The following is a 24,379-nucleotide window of genomic DNA, read 5'->3' on the forward strand; positions in this document are numbered from 1 at the left end:
ACAACCGGGCGGGCCGGGGCGTCGTCGGGTGCGGGCAGAGGGGCCGATGGGACCGGCGGGGTGCTCACAGGTCCCCCAGCTCGCGGTCGATCAGGTCGAAGAGGTCACCTGCGGACTCGACCCCGGCCAGTTCCGCGTCCTCGGTGTCGGGGGTGTCGTCGGCCGGGGCGGCGACGGGCTCGCCCTGCCAGTGGGCGAGGAGTTCGCGCAGCCGGGCGGTGACCTTGTCGCGGTCCTCGCCGGCCACGCCGGAGTCGCGCAGCGCACCCTCCAGGCGGTCGACCTCGCCGAGCAGCGCCTGCGCGGTGCCGGGCGGCTCGGGCAGGGCCAGTTCGGCAAGGAGGTGCCGGGCCTGGGCGAGGGCGGTCGGGTAGTCGAAGACCAGCGTCGCGGGCAGCCGCAGTCCGGTGGCGGCGGCGAGCCGGTTGCGCAGCTCGACCGCGGTCAGCGAGTCGAAGCCGAGCTCCTTGAAGGTCAGTTCGGGGTCGACCTCGTCGGCCGAGCCGTGTCCGAGGACGGCCGCCGCCTGCTCGGCGACCACGTCGACGAGCAGCTGCTCGCGGTCGGCGGCGGGCAGCGGGGTGAGCCGCTCGGCGAGCGACTGCGGTGCCGGTGCGGCGGACGTCGCGGTCGTGGCCGCTGCGCCGGCGCGCCGCCGGACGGGGGTGCGGACCAGGCCGCGAAGGAGCACGGGCAGGACGTCGTGGTGCTCGCGCAGGGCGGCCGGGTCGAGGTGCATGGGCAGCAGCGCGGCCCGGTCGGTGTCGGCGGCGGCGTCCAGGAGACGCATGCCGTGAGCGGCGTCCAGCGGCACCATGCCCGTACGGGCGTGGCGTTCGCGGTCGCCGTCGCTCAGCTCGCCGGTCATTCCCGCCTCCGGCAGCCAGGTGCCCCAGGCGAGGGAGACGGCGGGCAGTCCCTGGGCGCGCCGGTGGTGGGCGAAGGCGTCCAGGAAGGCGTTGGCCGCCGAGTAGTTGGCCTGTCCGGCGCCGCCGAAGGTGCCGGCGACGGAGGAGAAGACGACGAACCGGGCGAGGTCGAGGTCGCGGGTCAGTTCGTGCAGGGCGACCACGGCGTCGGCCTTGGGCCGCAGCGCCTCGGCGAACCGCTCCGGGGTCATCGAGGACAGGACGCCGTCCGCGAGGACTCCGGCGGTGTGCACCACGGCGGTCAGGGGCCGGTCGGCGGGGATGCCCGCGAGGAGCGTGGCGAGCGCGGTGCGGTCGGCGACGTCGCAGGCGGCGACGGTCACCTCGGCGCCCAACTCGGCCAGCTCGGCGCGCAGTTCGTCCGCGCCGGGCGCGTCCGGGCCGCGCCGTCCGGCGATCAGCAGGTGCCGTACGCCCTGGTCGGCGACGAGGTGGCGGGCGGTGATCCGGCCGAGTCCGCCGAGTCCGCCGGTGAGCAGGACGGTCCCCTCGGGGTCGGGTGCGACCGGCAGGGTCAGGACGACCTTGCCGATGTGGCGGGCCTGGCTGAGGAAGCGGAACGCGTCGGGTGCCCGGCGCACGTCCCACACGGCCATCGGCAGGGGCTTCAGGACACCGCGTCCGAAGAGGTCGACGAGGTCGGCGAGGATCTCGCCGATCCGGTCGGGGCCCGCCTCGACCAGGTCGAAGGCGCGGTAGGCGACGCCGGGGTGGTCGGCGGCGACCTGCGCGGGGTCGCGGACGTCGGTCTTGCCCATCTCCAGGAACCGGCCGCCGCGCGGCAGGAGCCGCAGGGAGGCGTCCACGAACTCGCGGGCCAGGGAGTCGAGGACGACGTCGAAGCCGTCGCCGTCGGTGGCGGCGCGCAGCCGCTCCTCGAAGCCGAGATCGCGGGACGAGGCGAGATGCGCGTCGTCCAGACCGGCGGCGCGCAGGGCGTCCCACTTGGCCGGGGACGCCGTGCCGTACACCTCGGCGCCGAGGTGGCGGGCGAGCTGGACGGCGGCGGAGCCGACACCACCGGCAGCGGCGTGCACGAGGACCCGCTCGCCCGGCTTGAGCCCGCCGAGGTCGACAAGCGCGTAGTACGCGGTGAGGTAGACGATCGGGACGGTGGCGGCCTCGGCGAAGCTCCAGCCCTTCGGGATCCGCGCGACCATCCGGGCGTCGGCGACGGCGACCGGGCCGAACGCCCCGGCGAACATGCCCATCACCCGGTCGCCGGGCGCGAGTTCCGCCACGCCGGAGCCGACTTCGGTGACGACGCCCGCGCCCTCCAGGCCGATCGCGGTGGCGTCGCCGGGGTACATGCCGAGCGCGGTCAGGACGTCACGGAAGTTGACACCGGCGGCGCGCATGGAGATCCGCACCTCGTTCGGTGCGAGCGGCGCGGTGACCTCCGGGCAGGGCGCGAGACGCAGGCTCTCCAGGGTGCCCTTGCGCTCGACGCCGAGCCGCCAGGCCCCGGTGTCGGCCGGCGGGACGAGGGCCTTCTCGGCGCCGAACGGCACGATGCCGGGCGCGAGCGCCTTACCGTCCTGAACGGCGACTTCGAAGGCGCTGTCGCCGTCCAGGACAGCGGGCAGTGCGGCCAGCGACTCGCCCGTTCCGTCGGTGTCGGCGAGGACGAGGCGCCCCGGGTTCTCGGTACGGGCCGCCCGCACCAGGCCCCAGACGGCGGCCTGCGCCGGGTCGGCGGGGCGCGGCGCGGCCGGGACGGCGCACCGGGTGACGACGGCGAGGCGCGCGTGCAGGAACGCCGGTTCGTCGAGCCAGCGCCGTACGAGGTCCAGGGCGTGGCCGGTGGTGAGGCGGGCGGCGTCGGCCTCGGACCCGGAGGGGGCCGTCGCGACCGGTACGGCGTACAGGACGGTGTCGGGGATCTCGTCGGACTCGGCGAGGGTGTCGAGGTCGGGCACGGCGTGCGCGGTGTGTCCGGCGGCGCGCAGTGCGGCGGCCAGTTCGTCCGCCTCGCCCGCGCCGACGACCGTCCAGGTGGTCGTGGTTGCCCCGGTGACCGGGGCGGTGAACGGCTGCCAGTCCAGCTCGTACAGGCCCTGCCGGTCGGGGGCGCCGACGTTGGAGCCTTCGAGGTCCCCGGTCAGTTCGCGCAGGGTGAGCGAGCCGACGGAGGCGACGGGGCGGCCCGCCGGGTCGGCGAGCGCGAGACCGATGGCCTCCGGGCCCTCCTGGACCATCCGCAGCCGCAGCGCGGAGGCGCCGACGGCGTCCACGCGCACGTCGTTCCAGGAGAACGGCAGGCGCCCCGCGTCCTTCATCGGCACGAACATCACCGCGTGCAGCGCGGCGTCGAGCAGGGCCGGGTGCAGGTCGAAGGCGTCGGCGGCGGGGCCCGCGTCGGCCGGCAGGGCGACCTCGGCGAACACCTCCTCGCCGCGCGTCCACACCCGCGTCAGTCCTTGGAACAGCGGGCCGTAGAGGTGGCCCCGGTCGGCGAACGCCTCGTAGAAGCCGTCGAGCGCCACCTCCGCACCGCCCTCGGGCGGCCAGACGGTGAAGTCGTACGGTGCCGCGGCCGGCTCGGCGGCCTCCGTGAGCAGGCCGCTGACGTGGAGGGTCCACGGGGTGCCGGGCTCGGCGTCGTCGGGGCGGCCGTGCACGGTCAGCGGGCGGGCGCCGGTGGCGTCCGGCGCCTCGACCCGTACCTGCACCTGTACGCCGCCGCGCTCGGGGAGGGTGAGCGGCGTCAGGATGGTCAGTTCGGCGACCTGCTCGCACCCGGTCCTGGCGCCCGCGTGGAGGGCCAGGTCGAGGAAGCCGGTGGCGGGGAACAGGGCGGTGCTGGTGAGGGCGTGGTCCTTGAGCCACGGGCTGGAGCCGAGCGCGAGGCGGCCCGTGAGGACCTGCGTGGCTCCGTCGGCCAGTTCGACGGCGGCGCCGAGCAGCGGGTGGCTGCTCGCGCCGAGCCCGGCGGTGGTGACGTCGCCGAGCAGCACGGGCGGCTTCGGCCAGAAGCGGCGGCGCTGGAAGGGGTAGGTGGGCAGCGGTGCGGTGCGGGCGCCGGTGCCGTCGAAGAGGCGGGGCCAGTCGACGCTCACGCCGTGGGTGAAGGCGTGGGCGAGGGCGTCGAGGAGTGTGTCCCGCTCGTCGCGGTCCTTGCGCAGCGCCGGTACGAAGAGGGTGTGCCCGGCGTCCGGCAGGCAGCTCTGCGCCATCGCGGTGAGGGTGCCGTCGGGGCCGACCTCGACGAACCGGTCCGCGCCGTGCTCGGCGAGCCAGCCGATGCCGTCGGCGAAGCGGACGGCTCCCCGTACGTGGCGCACCCAGTACTCCGGGTCCTGCAGCTCGCCGGGGGCGGCGGCCCGTCCTGTGACGTTGGAGACGACGGCCATCTGCTGCGGCGCGTAGGAGAGGCCGGCGGCGACGGCACGGAAGTCGTCGAGCATCGGCTCCATGAGCGGTGAGTGGAAGGCGTGGCTGACTCGCAGCCGGGTGGTGCGGCGCCCGTCGGCGGCGAGCTTCGCCGCGATGTCGGCGACGACGTCCTCGGCGCCGGAGACGACGACGGAGCGCGGCCCGTTGACGGCGGCGACACCGGCGGCGTCCGCGTGGCCTTCGAGCAGGGGCAGCACCTCGTCCTCGGTGGCCTCGACGGCGAACATGGCTCCGCCTGCCGGGAGTTGCTGCATGAGGCGGCCACGGGCGGCGACCAGGGCGCAGGCGTCGGGCAGCGTCAGCACCCCGGCGACGTGGGCGGCCGCGATCTCGCCGATGGAGTGCCCGGCGACGAAGTCCGGCCGCACGCCCCACGATGCGAGCAGGCGGTAGAGGGCGACCTCGACGGCGAACAGGGCGGGCTGCGTCCACTCGGTGCGGTTCAGGCGCTCGGCGTCGTCACCCTCGGCGTCATCACCCTCGGCACTGTCACCGAGGACGAGCGTGCGCAGGTCGTCGTCGCCGAAGTGGGCGCAGACCGCGTCGAAGGCGTCGGCGTAGACGGGGAACGCCTCGTACAGTCCGGCGCCCATGCCCGGACGCTGGGCGCCCTGGCCGGAGAAGAGGAACGCGGTCTTCCCGTCCCCCCGGTGCGTGCCGGTGACGGTGTGCGGCCCGGTCTCACCCGAGGCGAGCAGCCGCAGTCCGTCGGTGAGGGCGGCCTGGTCGGCGCCGAGGACGACGGCGCGGTGCTCGAAGACGGCGCGGGTCGCGGTGAGCGAGAGGCCGAGGTCGGCGGGGGTCACCTCGGGGTGCGCGGCGATGTGGTCGAGGAGCTGGGCGGTCTGGGCGCGCAGGGCGTCGCGGCTGCGGGCGGAGAGGACCCAGGGCAGGGGGCCCGTCGACGCGGCCGGCTCCACCGGGGCAGCGGCAGGCTCCTCGGGGACGGCCTCCAGCACGACGTGGGCGTTGGTCCCGCTGATACCGAACGAGGACACGCCCGCCCGACGGGGACGCTCGCCTGTCTCCGGCCACTCCTGTGCTTCGGTCAGCAGGGCGACGGCGCCCTGTTCCCAGTCGACGTGCGAGGACGGCGCGTCCACGTGCAAGGTCGCGGGCAGCACACCGTGCCGCATCGCGAGCACCATCTTCATCACACCCGCCACACCGGCACCCGCCTGCGTGTGACCGACGTTCGACTTCACCGAGCCGAGCCACAACGGCCGCTCGGCGTCACGGTCCTGGCCGTACGTGGCGAGCAGCGCCTGCGCCTCGATCGGGTCACCCAGCTTGGTACCCGTGCCGTGCGCCTCCACCGCGTCCACCTCGGCCGCCGGGACACCCGCGTCCGCGAGCGCGGCGCGGATGACCCGCTGCTGCGAGGGCCCGTTCGGAGCACTCAGCCCGTTGGACGCACCGTCCTGGTTGACGGCAGAACCGGCCACCACCGCGAGCACCGGGTGCCCGTTGCGCCGCGCGTCCGACAGCCGCTCCACGAGGAGCAGACCGCCGCCCTCGGAGAAGCCCGTACCGTCGGCCGCCTCGGCGAACGCCTTGCAGCGGCCGTCCTCCGCGAGACCCTGCTGGCGGCTGAAGTCGACGAAGAGGCCCGGCGAGGCCATGACGGTGACGCCGCCCGCGAGGGCGAGGTCGCACTCCCCCGTGCGCAGGGACTGCACGGCGAGGTGCAGGGCTACCAGAGAGGCGGAGCAGGCGGTGTCGACGGTGACCGCCGGGCCTTCGAGGCCGAAGGTGTAGGAGAGGCGGCCGGAGACGACGCTGGCCGCGTTGCCGGTCAGCATGTAGCCCTCGAAGTCCTCGCCGGAGGCGGCGAGCATCCCGGTGTAGTCCTGGCCGTTGGTGCCGGCGAACACGCCGGTACGGCTGCCGCGCAGGCCGCGCGGGTCGATGCCCGCGCGCTCGAACGTCTCCCACGCCATTTCGAGCAGCAGTCGCTGCTGCGGGTCCATGGCGACGGCCTCGCGGGGCGAGATGTTGAAGAACGCCGGGTCGAAGCCGCCCGCGTCGGTGAGGAAACCGCCGGTGCGGGTGGAGACGGTACCGGTCCTGCCGGGCTCGGAGTCGTGGAGCGCGTCGAGGTCCCAGCCGCGGTCCTCCGGGAAGGGCACGAGGCCCTCCTCACCGTTCAGGAGCATGGTCCACAGCTGTTCGGGGGTGCGGACGTCGCCGGGGAAGCGGCAGCCCATGGCGACGACGGCGATCGGGTCGTCGTCCGTGGCGTCCCGGCGCGGGCCGCGCTCGACGGCGTCCGCCGTCGTGTCGTCGGCGACCTCCGCCAGCAGGAAGTCGGCGAGCGCGCGGCAGGTGGGGTGGTCGAAGACGAGGGTGGAGGGCAGGCGCAGGCCGGTGATGCGGTTCATGCCGTTGCGCAGTTCGACGGCGCTGAGCGAGTCGATGCCCAGGTCGGTGAAGGGCTGTTCCGGGTCGACGGCGTCGGCGGCCGGGTAGCCGAGGACGCCGGCGACGTGGCCGCGCACGATCTCCAGGACGGCGCCGGCCCGCTCGTACTCGGGCAGGGCGGACAGGTGGGCGTGGAGCGAGGAGGTGTCGTCGACGGCCGGTCCCGCGCTCTGCTTCAAGGTCTCCAACGCCGCGCGGGCGGTGGGCAGTTCGTCGAGCAGATGGCTGGGGCGGGGCGCCGTGAAGGACGGGGCGTACGTGTCCCAGCGCAGGTCGGTGACGACGACGTGCGTGTCGCCGAGGTCGAGGGCGTGGCCGAGGGCCTCGCAGGCGGCGGCGGTGTCCATGGGGTGGACGCCGTGGCGGCGCATACGGTCCGCGGCACCGTCCCCGACCATGCCGCCGTCGGCCCACAGGCCCCACGAGACGGCGGTGGCGGGCAGTCCGGCGGCGCGGCGTTCGGCGGCGAGGGCGTCGAGGTAGGCGTTGCCGGGGGCGTAGTTGCCGAGTCCGGCGCCGCCGAGGACGCCCGCGGTGGAGGAGAACAGGACGAACGCGGAGAGGTCGAGGTCGCGGGTGAGGTCGTGCAGGGCGCGGGCGGCGCTCGCCTTGCCGCGCAGGACGGGGTCCATGCGGTCCGGCGTCAGCGAGTCGACGACGCCGTCGTCGAGGGAGCCCGCCGCGTGGAACACGGCGTCCAGGGGCTGGTCCGCGGGGATCGCGGCGAGCAGCTCCGCGAGGGCGGCGCGGTCGGACACGTCGCAGGCGGCGAGGGTGACTTCGACGCCCCGGGCGGCGAGTTCGTCGCGCAGGCCGGTGGCGCCGGGCGCGTCGGCGCCGCGTCGGCCCGCGAGGACCAGGTGGGTGGCGCCGCGGTCGGCGAGCCAGCGGGCGACGTGGCCGCCGAGGGCGCCGGTGCCGCCCGTGACGAGGACGGTGCCGCGCGGTCGCCAGGCCTCGGCGGGGGTGTCGGCGCCGGGGGCGTGGACCAGGCGGCGGCCGTGGGCGCCGGTGGCGCGCAGCGCGATCTGGTCCTCCTGGCCGGGCTCGGCGAGGACGGCGGCGAGCCGGGTGGCGGAGCGGGTGTCGAGGTCGGCGGGCAGGTCGACGAGGCCGCCCCAGCGGTCGGCGTGCTCCATGGCCGCGACCCGGCCGAGGCCCCAGACGAGGGCCTGGGCGGCGTCGGGCGCGGGGTCGGCGGAGCCGACGGCGACGGCTCCGCGCGTGGCGCACCACAGGGGCGCGTCGATGCCGAGGTCGCCGAGGGCCTGGATCAGGGCGAGGGTGGTGGCAAGGCCGACGGGGACGGCTGCGTGGCCGGGGTGGTCGCGGGTGTCGAGGGCGAGCAGGGACAGGACACCGACGGGGCGTGCGTCGTCGTCGCCGTTTCCGCGAAGCAGGTCGGCGAGGGCGGTGCGGTCGTGGGCGCCGTCCGGCACGGTGATCCGCCGGACCGTGCGGGCACCGCCCGCCGTAAGCGCGTCGGCGACGGCGTCGACGACGTGGGCGTGCCCGGCCTCCCCGGCGGGCGCCACGATCAGCCACGTACCGGTGAGGGTGGCCGCTCCGGTGTCGAGGGGGCTGAAGGCGACCCGGTAGCGCAGGGCGTCCGTGGTGGCGCGTTCCCTGCGGGTGCGACGCCACTGGGACAGGGCGGGCAGGACGCTGCTGAGCGGCGCGTCGACGGGCAGGTCGAGGCTGTCGGTGAGGGCCTCCAGGTCCTCCTGCTCCACGGTCTGCCAGAACCGGGCCTCCACGGAGTCGGCCGTGAGGGCGCCGCTCGCGGCGAGGTCGGCCACCGCCGCCTCGCGGACGGTGGGCCAATAGCGCTGGTGCTCGAAGGCGTAGGTGGGCAGGTCGGTGCGGAGGGCGCCGGTGCCGTCGAAGACGGTCTCGAAGTCGATGTCGACGCCGTGTACGTGGGCCTCGGTGAGGGCGGTGAGGAACTGGCGCGCGCCGCCCTGGTCGCGGCGGAGCGAGCCGAGGACCGCGCCGTCGACGCCGGTTGCGTCGAGGGTCTCGCGCAGTCCGACGGCGAGGACGGGGTGCGGGCCGACCTCGATGAAGGTGCGGTGCCCGGCCGCGATCAGGCCGCGGACGGCGTCCTCGAAGCGGACGGTCTCGCGCAGGTTGGTGTACCAGTAGGCGGCGTCGAGCCCGGTGGTGTCCTGCCAATCCCCGGTGAGCGCCGAGCGGAACGGGATCTCCGCGTCGCGCGGGGCGATGCCGTCGAGCGCGTCGAGGACGGTCTCGCGGATCGCCTCAACCTGCGCGGAGTGCGAGCCGTAGTCGACGTTGATCTTACGGGCCCGGATGCCGTCGGCGACGAGGGCTGCGTGGAGTTCGTCCAGGGCCGCGGCCTCGCCGGAGACGACGGAGGACGTGGGCCCGTTGACGGCGGCGACGGCGAGGTGTTCCGCCCAGGGCGCCATGCGGGCGCGGGTCTCGTCGGCGGACAGCGGCACGGACATCATGCCGCCGGTCCCGGCGATGCGGGTGATGGCTTTGCTGCGCAGGGCGACGACGCGGGCGCCGTCCTCCAAGGTGAGCGCACCGGCCGCGCAGGCGGCGGCGATCTCGCCCTGGGAGTGGCCGACGACGGCGGCAGGGCGGACGCCGTGCGCGCGCCACAGGGCGGCGGTGGCGACCATGACGGCCCACAGGGCGGGCTGGACGACGTCGACGCGGCCGAGGTCGGCGGCGTTCTCGTCGCCGCGCAGGACGGCGGTCAGCGACCAGTCGACGTACGGGGCGAGCGCCTGCTCGCAGCGGTCGATCCAGTCGGCGAACACCGGCGAGGCGTCGAGGAGTTCGCGGCCCATGCCCGCCCACTGGGCGCCCTGTCCGGGGAAGACGAGGACGGGCTCGGCGCCGCCGGGCAGCGCGCTGCCGACCGGGACGGGCGCGGTGAGCGGCGCGTCGGCGGCGAGGGCGGCCAGGGTCTCGTCGAGCGCGGCGGTGTCGTCGGCGAGGACGGCGGCGCGGTGGGTGAGGGCGGCGCGTCCGACGGCGAGGGTGTAGCCGACGTCGGTGAGCGGGGTGCCGGGGCGGGCGCGCAGGTGGCTGCGGAGCCGGGCGGCCTGGGCGCGGAGCGCGGCCGGGGTGCGGGCGGACAGCAGCACGGGGACGGCCGGCAGGGTGGTGCGCGCGGCGGGCCGTCCGGTGCTTCCGGTGCTTCCGGGGCTGTCGGTGCTTTCGGGGGCCTGTTCCACGATGACGTGGGCGTTGGTGCCGCTCATGCCGAAGGAGGAGACGCCGGCGCGGCGGGCGCGGCCGGTCTCCGGCCAGGGCTGCTCCTCGGTGAGGAGGCGGACGTTCCCGGCGCTCCAGTCGACGTGCGGGGTCGGGTTGTCGGCGTACAGGGTGCGCGGCAGCAGGTTCTCGCGCAGCGCCATCACCATCTTGATGACGCCGCCGACTCCGGCCGCCGCCTGGCTGTGGCCGATGTTCGACTTGAGGGAGCCGAGCCAGAGCGGCCGGTCCTCGTCGCGGTCCTGGCCGTAGGCGGCGAGCAGGGCCTGGGCCTCGATGGGGTCGCCGAGGGTGGTGCCGGTGCCGTGCGCCTCGACTGCGTCGACGTCCTGCGGGGCGAGTCCTGCGGAGGCGAGGGCCTGGCGGATGACGCGCTGCTGGGAGGGCCCGTTGGGGGCGGTGAGGCCGTTGGAGGCGCCGTCCTGGTTGAGGGCGGAGCCGCGGATCACGGCGAGCACCTGGTGGCCGTTGCGGCGGGCGTCGGAGAGCCGTTCGAGGACAATCATGCCGACGCCCTCGGCCCAGCTGGCGCCGTCGGCGTCCGCGGAGAACGGCTTGCAGCGGCCGTCCTCGGCAAGCGCGCGCTGGCGGCTGAACTCGATGAGGGAGCCGGGCGTCGACATCACGGTGACGCCGCCCGCCAGGGCGAGTTCGCACTCTCCCTGGCGCAGGGACTGCGCGGCGAGGTGCAGGGCGACGAGCGAGGAGGAGCAGGCGGTGTCGACGGAGACAGCGGGGCCTTCGAGGCCGAGGGCGTAGGAGATGCGGCCGGACAGCACGCTGGGCGAGTTGCCCGTACCGACGTAGCCCTCGAAGTTGTCGTCGGAGGCCGCGAGGATCGTCACGTAGTCCTGGTAGGTGACACCGGCGAAGACACCGGTGGCGGAGCCGCGCGCCGCGGCCGGGTCGACGCCCGCGCGCTCTAGCGCCTCCCAGGAGACTTCGAGGAGGAGCCGCTGCTGCGGGTCCATGGCGAGGGCCTCGCGGGGGCTGATCGAGAAGAACGCCGGGTCGAAACGGCTGGCGTCGTGCAGGAAGCCGCCCTCGCGGGTGTAGACGGTGCCCGGGTGGTCGGGGTCCGGGTGGTAGAGCCGCTCGGGGTTCCAGTTGCGGTCGGTGGGCAGCGGCGAGATGCCGTCGGCCCCGGCCCGGACCAGGTTCCACAGGTCCTCGGGGCCGGCGATGCCGCCGGGGTAGCGGCAGGCCATGCCGACGACGGCGATCGGGTCGTCGTCCACGGCGCGCCGTACGGCTACGGGGGCGGCGGCGTCGGCCTCGTCGAACAGGTCGTCGGCGAGGTGGCGGGCCAGCGCCGCGGGCGTCGGGTGGTCGAAGACGAGCGTGGCGGGCAGGGTGACGCCGAGTGCGGCGCTGAGCGCGTTGCGCAGTTCGACGGCGGTCAGCGAGGTGAGCCCGAGGTCGGTGAACGGCAGCGCCGACTCGACCTCGTCGGGCCCGCTGTGCCCGAGAACGGCGGCGACGCGCTCGCGGACGGTGGTGAGCAGAGTCCGCTCGCGCTCGGCGGCGGGGCGGGTGGCGAGGCGTTCGAGGAGGGTGCCGGGGGGCTGGGTGCGGGTCGCTGCGCGGCGGCGGGTGGGGGTGGCCGGGGTGGCGGTGGTAGCGGCCTGCTGGCCGGTGGCCGGGGTGGCCGTGGCAGCGGTCTGCTGACCTGTGGCCATGACCGCCTCTTCGCCGGTGGCCGAAGCCGTGGCCGCGTCCGTGCCCTGGTCCTCGGCCGGCGCCGCCGTGTTGCCCGGGGTCGGGCGCAGCAGCAGGGAGCCGATGGTCAGGACCGGGTCGCCGATCGCGTCGGCGGCGAGCAGGGCGAGGGTGTTCGGGCCGGTGCGTTCCAGGCGGACGCGCAGGGTGGTGGCACCGGTGGCGTACAGGCGGGCCGGGCCCGCCGAGAAGAGGACGCGGCCTTCGCCCAGGCCGTCGAACGCGCCGAGGCCCAGCGGGTGCAGGGCCGCGTCCAGGAGCGCCGGGTGGAGGTCGTGGCGGGCGGCGTCGGCGGTCGCGGTGTCGGGGAGTGCGACCTCCGCGTACACGGCGCCGTCATCGTCCTGCCAGGCGGCCGTGAGGCCCTGGAAGACAGGTCCGTAGTCGAGTCCGGCCGCGCGGAGACGGGCGTACAGGCCGTCGATGGCGAGTTCCCGCGCGCCGGGCGGCGGCCAGGCGGTGAGGTCGTGGACCGGGGCGGCTTGCGTCTCGTCGGTCAGGACACCGGCGGCGTGCCGGGTCCATTCCGCGCCGCTGTCACCGGCGGGCCGGGCGTGCACGGAGAACGCGCGGGCGCCGCGGACGTCCGGGGCCTCCACCCGGATCTGGAGGGCTGCGCCGTCGTGCTCGGGCAGCGCCAGGGGGCGTTCCAGGACGAGTTCGCCGAGCTGCGGGCGGCCCGCGTGCACCCCGGCGGCCAGGGCGAGTTCGATGAAGGCGGTGCTCGGGACGACGGCGGTGCCGCCGATGCGGTGGGCGGCGAGCCAGCTCGCGCCGCGCGTCGTGAGGCGGCCGGTGAGCACCAGGGTGTCGTCGACGGCGGACGGCACGACGGCGCCGAGCAGCGGGTGTCCGGCGGGGACGAGTCCGGCGGCGGCCGGGTCCGTGGCGGCGGTGGACTCGATCCAGTAGGGCCGGTGCTGGAAGGCGTAGGTGGGCAGTTCGACGGGGCCCGCGCCGGGCGCCACGGTGTCGAGCACGGCGCGCCAGTCGACGTCGGTGCCGTGCGCGTGCAGGGCGCCGACCGCGCTCAGCAGCACCTCGGCCTCGTCGCGGTCGTCGCGCAGCGCGGGTACGGCGACCGGCGCGGCGCCCTGCCAGGCGCTCTGCGCGAGGGCGGTCAACGTGGTGTCGGGGCCCAGTTCGAGCAGGCGGCCGGTGTGCAGCTCCTCCAGGGCGGTGACGCCGTCGGCGAACCGTACGGCGTGCCGCACGTGCTGGACCCAGTAGTCCGGGTCGGTCAATTCGCCGGGCCCTGCGAGGCGGCCGGTCACGTTCGAGACGACGGGAATCCGCGGCTCGGCGTACGCGACGGATGCCGCGACGGCGCGGAACGCGTCGAGCATGGGCTCCATGCGGGGCGAGTGGAAGGCGTGGCTGACCCAGAGCCGGGTGGTCTTGCGGCCCTGTGCGGCGAAGTGGGCGGCGACGTCGAGGGCCGCGTCCTCGTCACCGGAGACCACCACCGAGCGGGGGCCGTTGACGGCGGCCACCCCGAGGACGTCCTCCCGTCCGGCGAGCAGCGGCAGCACCTCCTTCTCGGCGGCCTGGAGGGCGATCATCGCGCCGCCCTCGGGCAGCGCCTGCATCAGCCGGCTGCGGGCGGCGACGAGTCGGCAGGCGTCGGGGAGGGTCAGCACCCCGGCGACGTGCGCGGCCGCGATCTCGCCGATGGAGTGGCCGAGGAGGTGGGCGGGGCGTACGCCGAAGGACTCCACGAGCCGGTAGAGGGCGACCTCGACGGCGAACAGGGCGGGCTGCGCGTACTCGGTGCGGTTGAGGGTGTCGGCGTCGTCGCCGTGCACGACCTCGGCGAGCGGCCGGGGCAGCAGCCCGTCGAAGTGGCCGCAGACGGCGTCGAAGGCGTCGGCGTACGCGGGGAACGCCTCGTACAGGCCGCGTCCCATGCCGGGCCGCTGGGTGCCCTGCCCGGCGAAGAGGAACGCGAGGCCGCCCTGCGTCAGGGTGGACCCGGTGACGACGGCGGGGTCGGTGCCTTCCGTGGCGAGGGCGCCGAGCGCGGCGAGAAGGGCGTCGCGGCCCGTGCCGGTGACGACGGCCCGGTGCTCAAGCGGGGCCCGCGTGAAGGCGAGGGCGTACGCGACGTCGGCGGCGTCGAGCCCGGGACGCTGTTCGAGATGGGCGAGGAGCCGGGCGGCCTGGTCCCGCAGCGCGGGCACGCTACGGGCGGCGAGCAGCCAGGGCAGGGCGGTGCGGTCGCTGTCCGCGTCGGCTCGACCGGGAGAGACGGACGCGCGTGCGGGCTCGCCCAGGACGGCGTGGGCATCGTCACCCCGCCCGGGAGAGGCGAACGCGGCTGCCGTACCTGCCGGTTCGGCCAGACCGGCGTCAGCAACGTCACCCCGCCCGGGCGAGACGAACTCGGCTGCCACACCGGCCGGTTCGGCCAGGACGACGTGCGCGTTGGTGCCCGACACGCCGAACGCGGAGACGCCCGCGCGGCGGACCCGGTCGCCGTCGCCCGGCCATGCCACGGCCTCGTCGAGGAGGCGGACGCGGCCGGTCTGCCAGTCGACGCGGGACGAGGGACGGCCCGCGTGGAGGGTGCGCGGCAGGGTGTTCTCGCGCAGGGCCAGGATCATCTTGATGATGCCGACGGCGCCGGCCGCGGCCTGCGTGTGCCCCAGGTTGGACTTGACCGAGCCGAGCCACAGCGGGCGTTCGGCGGGCCGGTCCTGGCCATAGGTGGCGAGCAGCGCCTGCGCCTCGATGGGGTCGCCGAGAGTGGTGCCGGTGCCGTGCGCCTCGACCGCGTCCACGTCAAGCGGCGAGAGCCCGGCGGAGGCGAGGGCCTGCCGGATGACGCGCTGCTGCGAGGGCCCGTTCGGGGCGGTGAGGCCGTTGGAGGCGCCGTCCTGGTTGACGGCGGTGCCCTCCACGACGGCCAGCACACGGTGCCCGTTGCGCCGCGCGTCGGAGAGCCGTTCGACGACGAGGACGCCGACACCCTCCGCCCAGCCGGTGCCGTCGGCGTCGTCGGAGAACGCCTTGCAGCGGCCGTCGGGCGCGAGCCCGCCCTGGAGGCTGAACTCGACGAAGGCGCCGGGATCGGCCATGACGGTGACACCGCCCGCGAGGGCGAGGTCGCACTCGCCGGAGCGCAGCGACTGCACGGCGAGGTGCAGGGCGACCAGCGACGAGGAGCAGGCGGTGTCGATGGTGACGGCCGGGCCCTCCAGACCGAGGGCGTAGGAGACGCGGCCGGAGACCACGCTGCCCGCCTGCCCGGTCAGCAGATGCCCGCCGAGCCCCTCGGGAACCTCGGTGAGCCCGGTGGCGTACCCGGAGCTTCCGGCGCCGACGAAGACGCCGGTGCGCGAGCCCTTCAGCGCGGTGGGCGCGATCCCGGAACGCTCCAGGGCCTCCCAGGAGGTCTCCAGGACGAGCCGCTGCTGCGGGTCGAGGGCCTGGGCCTCGCGCGGGCTGATACCGAAGAACGCGGCGTCGAACGCGGAGGCCTGCGCCAGGAAGCCGCCGGAGGCGGTGTCGCTGGCGTCGAGGAGGGCGGCCAGGTCCCAGCCGCGGTCCTCGGGGAACCCCCCGGCGGTGTCGCCGCCGGAGGCAAGCAGCTCCCACAGCTGGTCGGGGCCTTCGATGCCGCCCGGGAGCCGGCAGCCCATGCCGACGATGACGACGGGGTCGGTGTCGGTGGCCTGTACCGCCACCTCGTGCGACTGCTGCGTCTCTTGAGGCGCGGCACCGAACAACTCGTCGCGCAGGTGGGCGGCGACGGCGAGCGGGGTCGGGTGGTCGAAGACCAGGGTGCTGGGCAGCGCGACGCCGGTCTCGGTGGTGAGGGCGTTGCGCAGTTCGACGGCGGTCAGCGAGTCGAAGCCCATCTCGCGGAAGGCGCGCCCGACGGTGACGGCGGCCGGGTCGGTGTGTCCGAGCGCGGCGGCGGCGCGGCGGCACACGAGGTCGAGCAGGGCGGCGTCGCGCTCCTCGGCGGTGAGTGCGGCGAGCCGGTCGCGCAGTGTGCCGCCCGCTTCGGTGGCGTCGGCAGCGGTACGGGCCGGCGCGGACGCGGCGCCGTCGGTCAGTCCGGCGAGCAGCGGGCTCGGGCGGCCGGTGGTGAACGCGGGCGCGAACCGCTCCCAGTCCACGTCGGCCACGACCACGGCGATGTCCCGGGCGGCCAGGGCGCGGCCGAGGGCGGTGAGCGCGGCGTCCGGGTCGAGCGGTCGGAGGCCGCGCCGTTCGAGGAGCGTCCGGGCGGCCTCGTCGGCGGCCATGCCGGTGCCGCCCCACGGCCCCCAGGCCACGGACGTACCGGCGAGGCCACGGGCCCGGCGGCGCTCGACGAGGGCGTCCAGATGCGCGTTGGCGGCGGCGTAAGCGGCCTGGCCGCCGCTGCCCCACACACCGGCGATGGAGGAGAACGTCACGAACGCCGACAGGCCGCTGTCGCGGGTCAGTTCGTCGAGGTGGTCGGCGGCGACCGCCTTGGCGGCGAGGACGGCCGCGAGCCGCTCGGGGCTGTAGGCGGCGATCACGTCGTCGTCGAGGACGCCCGCGCAGTGCAGTACCGCGTCGACGGGGTGCTCGGCGAGCAGCGCGGCCACGGCGTCGCGGTCACCCATGTCGCAGGCGACGACCGTCACCCGCGCCCCGAGCGCGGCGAGTTCGCCCCGCAGCTCGTCCGCGCCGGGCGCGTCGGGCCCGCGTCGGCTGGTCAGCACCAGTTCCCTGGCGCCGTGTCCGACGGCCCAGCGGGCGACCCGCGTCCCGAGGGCGCCGGTGCCGCCGGTGATCAGGACACGTTCGGGCGCCGTCCACGCGCCGGTGGCGGCAGGGGCGGGCGCGTGCACGAGCCGGCGGGCGTAGGCGTCGGCGCCACGCACGGCGACCTGGTCCTCGTCGGCGGCGGCGAGCACGGCGGCGGCCCGCGCGAGCGAGCGCCGGTCCGGCCGGGCGGGCAGGTCGAGCAACCCGCCCCACACGTCCGGGTGTTCCAGGGCAGCGACGCGCCCCAGACCCCACACCGAGGCCCGCGCGGGCTCGACCACGGCCTCGGTCCCGCCGCCCACGGCGACGGCACCGCTGGTCACCAGCCACAACGGCGCGGCGAGCGCCGCGTCGGCGTGGGCCTGCACGAGCGCCAGCGCACTGTCGACGTCCGGCAGGCAGGACAGCACACCGGCCACGGGCTCCGGCTCGGCGGCCACCGCTCGCAGCAGCTCGGCGAGCGCCTCCCGCTCCACGCCCGTGGCGCACTTCACGCGCTCGATCCCGGGCACGAACTCCTCGATGCCGGGCAGGGCGGGACCGTCACCGGACTGCAGCAGCAGCCACCGCCCGCCGACCGCGCGCGGGTCGCCCGCGCCCGACGTCAGCCGCTCCCACCGCACGCGGTAGCGCCAGGAGTCCGCGGTGGTCCGCTCGACCTGCTCACGCCGCCACGCGGACAGCGCGGGAACGACACCGTCGAGCGCGTCGCCGTCGAGGTCGAGGACACCGGCGAGCTCCTCGGCGTCCCCCCGGTCCACGGCCTCCCAGAACGCGGCCTCCCCGGCCGTCGTCGCCGGGACCGCACCGGGCACGGGGTGCGCTCCGCGCCGCGGCTCGGGCCAGTACCAGGAACGCTGGAAGGCGTACGTCGGCAAGGACGCGGGCCGCGCCCCGGCGAAGACCTTGCCCCAGCCGACCGGCGCGCCGACGGTGTGCAGCGCGGCCACGGCGGCGTAGAACGCGTCGGCCTCGGACCGGTCCTTGCGCAGCACGGGCACGGCCAGGGCTTCGGCGGCCGGGACGCAGTTCCGGGTGAGGGCGGTGAGAGTGGCGTCCGGACCGATCTCCAGGAACCGCGTCACGCCCTTGGCGGCGAGCGCGTCGACACCGTCGGCGAAGCGGACGGCCTGGCGGACGTGGCGGACCCAGTAGTCGGCCGACGCCAACTCGCCCTCGGCGGCGAGGCGTCCGGTCAGGTTCGACACCACCGGGATCGACGGCGCCGCGTAGTCGATTTGCTCGGCCACCTCACGGAAGGCGTCGAGCATCGGCTCCATGAGCGAGGAGTGGAAGGCGTGCGAGACACGCAGCCGGGACGTGCGACGCCCCTGCCGCTTCAGCTTTTCGGTGACCGTGAGGACGGCCTCCTCGACACCCGCGATCACGACGGCTTGCGGGCCGTTGACGGCGGCGACGGACACCTCGTCGACCAGCAGGGGCAGCACCTCGTCCTCGGCCGCCTCCACGGCCACCATCACACCGCCACCGGGCAGCCCCTGCATGAGCCGGCCCCGGGCCACGACCAGGGCACACGCGTCCTGGAGCGACATCACCCCCGCCACGTGCGCGGCGGCGATCTCACCGATGGAGTGGCCGATGACGAAGTCCGGGCGGACCCCGAAAAACTCGACAAGGCGATAAAGCGCTACCTCGACCGCGAACAGCGCGGGCTGCGTCCACTCCGTACGGTCGAGCCGCTCCGCGTCGTCACCGAAGACGACCTCCCGCAGCTCCTCGCCGACATGCGCGCAGACGGCGTCGAAGGCCTCCGCGAACACCGGGAAGGCGTCGTACAGCTCACGCCCCATCCCGAGCCGCTGCGCACCCTGCCCCGAGAACAGGAACGCCGTGCGGCCTTCGTCGACCGTGCCAGTGACGGTACGAGGATGCGGCTCGCCCTGCGCCAACGCGGCAAGACCGGCGAGGAGTTCGGCGTCGTCACGGCCCCAGACGACGGCTCGGTCCTCGAACCCGGTGCGCGTGGTGGCGAGGGCGGTGCCGATCTCGACGGCGTCGATCTCGGACGCGGATCGTACGGCGTCCAGGAGACGGGCGGCTTGGGAGCGCAGGGCGTCGGAGCCACGGCCGGACAGCACCCACGGCACCACCGGCATGGCGACGGGCTCGCCCGCCTCCGTGCTCTCCTGCGGTGCCTGTTCCAGGATGACGTGGGCGTTGGTGCCGCTGAGACCGAAGGAGGACACGCCCGCGCGACGCGGACGGTCACTTGCGGGCCAAGTCTGCTGCTCGGTGATCAACCGCACGGCCCCGGACGACCAGTCCACGTGCGAGGACGGCTCCTGCGCATACAGCGTGGCGGGCAGGACCCCGTGCTGCAGCGCCTCGACCATCTTGATGACACCGGCGACACCCGCAGCGGCCTGTGTGTGCCCCAGGTTCGATTTGACTGAGCCCAGCCACAACGGGCTGTCCTCGGCACGCTCTCGCCCATACGTCGCCAAGAGGGCCTGCGCCTCGATCGGGTCACCGAGCTTGGTGCCCGTGCCGTGCGCCTCCACCGCATCCACGTCCGCGGCCGACAGACCGGCCGAGGACAGCGCGGCGCGGATCACCCGCTGCTGCGACGGCCCGTTCGGCGCCGTCAGACCATTCGACGCACCGTCCTGATTGACCGCCGAACCCCGCACCACCGCCAGCACCCGATGCCCGTTGCGACGCGCATCCGACAGCCGCTCCACCAGCAGCACACCGACACCCTCACCCCAGCCCGTGCCGTCTGCGTCATCGGAGAACGCCTTGCACCGGCCATCACCCGCAAGCCCGCCCTGCCGACTGAACTCCACGAACGCACCCGGCGTCGACATCACCGTCACACCGCCCGCCAACGCCAGCTCGCACTCCCCCGCCCGCAACGCCTGCGCGGCCAGATGCAGAGCCACCAGCGACGACGAGCAGGCGGTGTCCACCGTCACCGCCGGACCCTCAAGACCCAGCACGTACGACACCCGGCCCGACGCCACACTCGCCGCGTTGCCGGTCCCGACGTAGCCCCCGAAGTCACCCTCGGACAGGCTCAGCAGCGCCGGATAATCCTGACCGTTCGTCCCGGCGAACACACCCGTACGGCTGCCCCGCAACGACCGCGGATCGATCCCCGCCCGCTCCACCGCCTCCCACGACGCCTCCAGCAACAGTCGCTGCTGCGGGTCCATCGCCAGCGCCTCACGCGGCGACACCCCGAAGAACTCCGCGTCGAAACCGCCGACGTCCGACAGGAAGCCGCCGCGTGCGGTGTGGCTGGCGTAGGGGTTGTCCGGGTCGGGGGCGAAGAGCAGGTCGAGGTCCCAACCGCGGTCGGTGGGGAAGTCGCCGATGCCGTCACGGCCGTCGGCGAGGAGGTTCCACAGGGCTTCGGGCGATTCCACGCCGCCCGGGAAACGGCACGCCATCCCGACGATCGCGATCGGCTCGTCCACCGCCGCCACAGTCGTCGGGACGACAGAGGTCAGGTCGTCCCCGAACAGCTCGCCGTACAGGAACGCGGCCAGGGCCTGCGGCGTCGGGTGATCGAAAACCACCGTCGCCGGAAGCGTGACGCCCGACGCCGCCGCCAGGACGTTGCGCAGCTCCACCGCGATCAGCGAGTCCACGCCCAGGTCACGGAACGCCCGCTCGGCCCCGACGCGTTCGGGGCCGGGGTAGCCGAGTGCGGCGGCGGCCCGGGTGCGTACTTCGGTGAGGAGTTCGCGGCGGCGGGACTCGGGATCGAGGCTCTGGAGTCGGGCCCGCAGGCCGGTGACGACGGTCTCGGCGGCCCGCTCGGATCCGGCCGGGGCGCGGAACACCTCCGCGAGCATCGGGCTGGGGCGGACGGCCGTGAAGGCGGGGCCGAAACGGTTCCAGTCGATGTCGGCCACGAGGACGGCGGCCGGGGTGTCCCCGCCGCAGACCGCGAGGGCGTCCAGGGCCTGGTCCGGGTCGAGCAGTCCTACGCCGCCACGCTGCTGGCGGCTCTCGGCGTCGGCGTCGGCGGCCATGCCGCCGCCCGCCCACGGGCCCCAGGCGATCGAGGTGGCGGGCAGCCCTTCGCTTCTGCGCCGCTCGGCGAGGGCGTCGAGGAGGGCGTTGGCGGCGGCGTAGTTGGCCTGTCCGGCGGAGCCGACGGTGCCGGCGAAGGAGGAGAACAGGACGAACGCGGAGAGGTCGCGGTCCCGGGTCAGCTCGTCGAGGTGGCGTGCGCCGGTCACCTTCGCGGCGAAGACGCGGCTGAAGGCCTGCGGGGTGAGGCCGTCGAGGACGCCGTCCTCCAGCACACCCGCGGTGTGGACGACCGCGTCGACGGGGTGGGTGTCGAGCAGCTCGTCGAGCGCCGGGCGGTCCGCCAGGTCGACGGCCGCGAAGGTCACTTCGGCGCCGAGGTCGCGCAGTTCGGCGCGCAATGCATCGGCTCCCTGCGCCTGATCGCCGCTGCGGCTGACCAGGATCAGGTGGGCCGCGCCCTGCCGCGCCGCCCAGCGGGCGACCCTGGCGCCGAGCGCGCCGGTGCCGCCGGTCACCAGGACCGTACCGGCGGGCTGCCATGCCGTCCCGGAACCGGACGGCGCCGCGACGACACGGCGGCCGAGCAGACCCCCGGGACGGATCGCGGCCTGGTCCTCGTGCCCGTCACCGGCGAGCAGGGCGACGAGGCGGGCGGCCGAGCGCCGGTCGAGGACCGGCGGGAGGTCCACGAGGCCGCCCCAGCGGTCGGGGTGTTCCAGGGCGGCGACGCGGCCGAGGCCCCACACGGCGGCCTGGTCCGGAAGCGGGGCCGCGTCGCTCGCGGTGGCGGCGACGGCGCCACGGGTGAGGGTCCGGACGGGGGCCTGGACGCCCGCGTCGCCGAGGGCCTGGGTCAGCGCGGCGGTCGCGAGGACGCCGAGGGGCACGGCGTCACTCTCGCCGTTGTCGAGGGCGAGCGTGGACACGACACCGGTCACAGGGTCGTCCCCGGTGGCGGCAGCGATGCGGTGGGCGAACTCGGCCCGCGTATCGGCGTGGTGGTGTTCGACGACGAGCAGTTCGGCCCCGGCCGCGGTGAGCGCTTCGGCCAGTGCGCCGTCCCAGCCGTCGTCCCCTTCGAGGGTCGCCGGGCGTACGAACAGCCAGCGACCGGACAGCCGCGCCCCCTCGGGCAGACCGGCGACAGTGCGCCAGACGACACGGTGGTACGGGTTCGACGGGTCGACGGCCGAACCGTCCTCGGCGTACGAGCGCTCCAGCCAGTAGCGGTCCCGGCGGAAGGCGTAGGTGGGCAGCTCGACCGCGCGGGCGCCCGGCAGGAGCGCGGACCACCGCACGACGCCTCCGCGCACGTGCATCCGCGCGAGGGCGGTGAGCAGCGCGTGGCTCTCGGGCCCCTCCTTACGGAGCACGGGCACGTACAGGGCGTCGCTGTCCGGAGCGCAGGTCTGGGCGAGGGCGGTGAGGGTGCCGTCGGGGCCGATCTCCAGGAACCGGGTCACGCCCTGCTCGGCCAGCGCACCCACACCGTCGGCGAAACGCACCGCCTCACGGACATGCCGCACCCAGTAGCCGGCCGACGCCAACTCGCCCTCGGCGGCCAGCTTTCCCGTCACGTTCGACACGACCGGGATCGATGGCGCCGCGTACGTAATCCGCTCGGCCACCTCGCGGAAGGCGTCGAGCATCGGCTCCATCAACGGCGAGTGGAACGCGTGCGAGACACGCAGCCGGGACGTACGCCGCCCCTGCCGCTTGAGCTCGAACGCGACCTGCTCGACCGCTGCCTCGGCACCGGCGATCACCACGGCCTGCGGACCGTTGACGGCAGCGACCGACACCCCGTCGACCAGCAGCGGAAGCACCTCGGCCTCCGCCGCCTCCACGGCGACCATCACGCCACCTGCGGGCAGCTCCTGCATCAACCGGCCACGCGCGACCACCAGGGCACACGCGTGCTCCAGCGACATCACCCCCGCCACATGCGCGGCAGCGATCTCACCGATCGAATGCCCCATCAGGACGTCCGGGCGCACCCCGAACGACTCCACCAGACGGAACAACGCCACCTCGACCGCGAACAGCGCGGGCTGCGTCCACTCCGTCCGGTTCAGCCGCTCGGCGTCATCTGCGAAGACGACATCCCGCAGCTCCTCACCGACCTGCGCGCACACCGCGTCGAAGGCCTCCGCGAACACCGGAAACGCCTCGTACAGGTCGCGCCCCATGGCGAGCCGCTGTGCACCCTGCCCCGAGAACAGGAACGCCGTCTTGCCTTCGCGGGTGGTGCCGGTGACGGTGTGCGCGTCGGGCTCGCCCTGGGCCAACGCCGTCAGCCCCGCGAGGAGTTCGGCCCTGTCGTGGCCCTGGACGACGGCCCGGTGTTCGAAGGCCGTGCGGGTGGTGGCGAGGGAGGCGGCGAGGTCGTAGAGGTCGGTCGCCGGGTGGGCGGTCAGGTGGGCGGCGAGGCGGCCGGCCTGGGCGCGCAGGGAGTCGTCGTCGCGGGCGGAGAGCAGCCACGGCAGGACGGGGAGGGTGGCGCGCGGGGCGGCTTCGGGGGCGGGGTCGTCGTCGCTCGGGGCGGGGGCCTGCTCGATGACGGCGTGGGCGTTGGTGCCCGAGAGGCCGAACGCGGAGACGCCGACGCGGCGCGGGTGGTCGGTGGCGGGCCACTCGGTGGGCCGGTCCAGGAGCTCGACGTGGCCTGCGCTCCAGTCGACGTGGCTGGAGGGCGTCCCGGCGTGCAGGGTGGGCGGCAGGACGCCGTGGCGCAGGGCGAGGACGGACTTGATGACGCCGACGACACCGGCGGCGGCCTGCGTGTGACCGATGTTGGACTTGACGGAGCCGAGCAGCAGCGGGCGGTCGGCGGGGCGGCCCTGTCCGTAGGTGGCGAGGAGCGCCTGGGCCTCGATGGGGTCGCCGAGTGCGGTGCCGGTGCCGTGCGCCTCGACGGCGTCGATCTCGGCGCCGGGCAGTCCGGCGTTGGCGAGCGCGGCGAGGATGACGCGCTGCTGGGAGAGGCCGTTGGGGGCGGTGAGTCCGTTGGAGGCGCCGTCCTGGTTGACGGCGCTGCCGCGCAGGACGGCGAGGACCTGGTGGCCGTTGCGGCGGGCGTCGGAGAGCCGCTCGACGACGATCGTGCCGGCGCCCTCGGCCCAGCCGGTGCCGTCGGCGTCGTCGGAGAACGCCTTGCAGCGGCCGTCGCTCGCGAGGCCGCCCTGCTGGCCGAACTCGATGAACGCGCCGGGGCTGGACATGACGGTGACGCCGCCGACGACGGCGAGGGAGCACTCCCCGGAACGCAGTGACTGGGCGGCCAGGTGGAGGGCGACGAGGGAGGAGGAGCAGGCGGTGTCGACGGTGACGGCGGGCCCCTCCAGGCCGAGCGCGTAGGCGACGCGGCCGGACAGGACGGACATGGAGTTGCCGGTGAGCAGGTGGCCGCGGACGTCGTCGGAGACCTCGCGCAGGCCGGAGGTGTAGCCCTGGTCGCTGCATCCGACGAAGACGCCGGAGCGGCTGCCGCGCAGGGTGGCGGGGTCGATGCCGGCGCGTTCGAAGGCCTCCCAGACCACTTCGAGCAGCAGGCGCTGCTGCGGGTCCATGGCGAGGGCTTCGCGCGGGGAGATGTCGAAGAAGGCGGGGTCGAAGGAGGTGGCGTCCGCCACGAAGCCGCCGCGCCGCCGGTCGCCGTCGGTGGCTGTGCCTGTTTCCGGGGCGGGCCAGCCGCGGTCGGCGGGCCAGTCGGTCACCGCGTCGGTCCCGGAGACCAGGAGGTCCCAGAAGTCGTCGGGGGTGCGTACGTCGCCGGGCAGGCGGCAGCTCATTCCGACGATGGCGACGGGTTCCTGCTCGCGGGCCTCCAGCTGCCGCAGCTTGCGGCGGGTGGTGTGGAGATCGACGGTGACCCGCTTGAGGTAGTCCCGAAGCTGCGCTTCATTCGTCAT

Annotated in this window: 1 protein-coding gene; it reads right to left on the reverse strand. The window is 75.2% G+C overall.

All coding sequences use genetic code 11. The features are described from left to right. Positions 1 to 64: 64 nt before the first annotated feature. Complete coding sequence (locus tag N5I75_RS15975; protein WP_476678078.1) at positions 65 to 24,379, reverse strand: type I polyketide synthase; 24,315 nt, start codon at positions 24,377 to 24,379, stop codon at positions 65 to 67.

The organism is Streptomyces sp. R818, from assembly GCF_056172735.1.

Bases quoted from the DNA above. Each gene is read 5' to 3' on its own strand.
- N5I75_RS15975 (WP_476678078.1), bottom strand. From the start codon at position 24,379: ATGACGAATGAAGCGCAGCTTCGGGACTACCTCAAGCGGGTCACCGTC.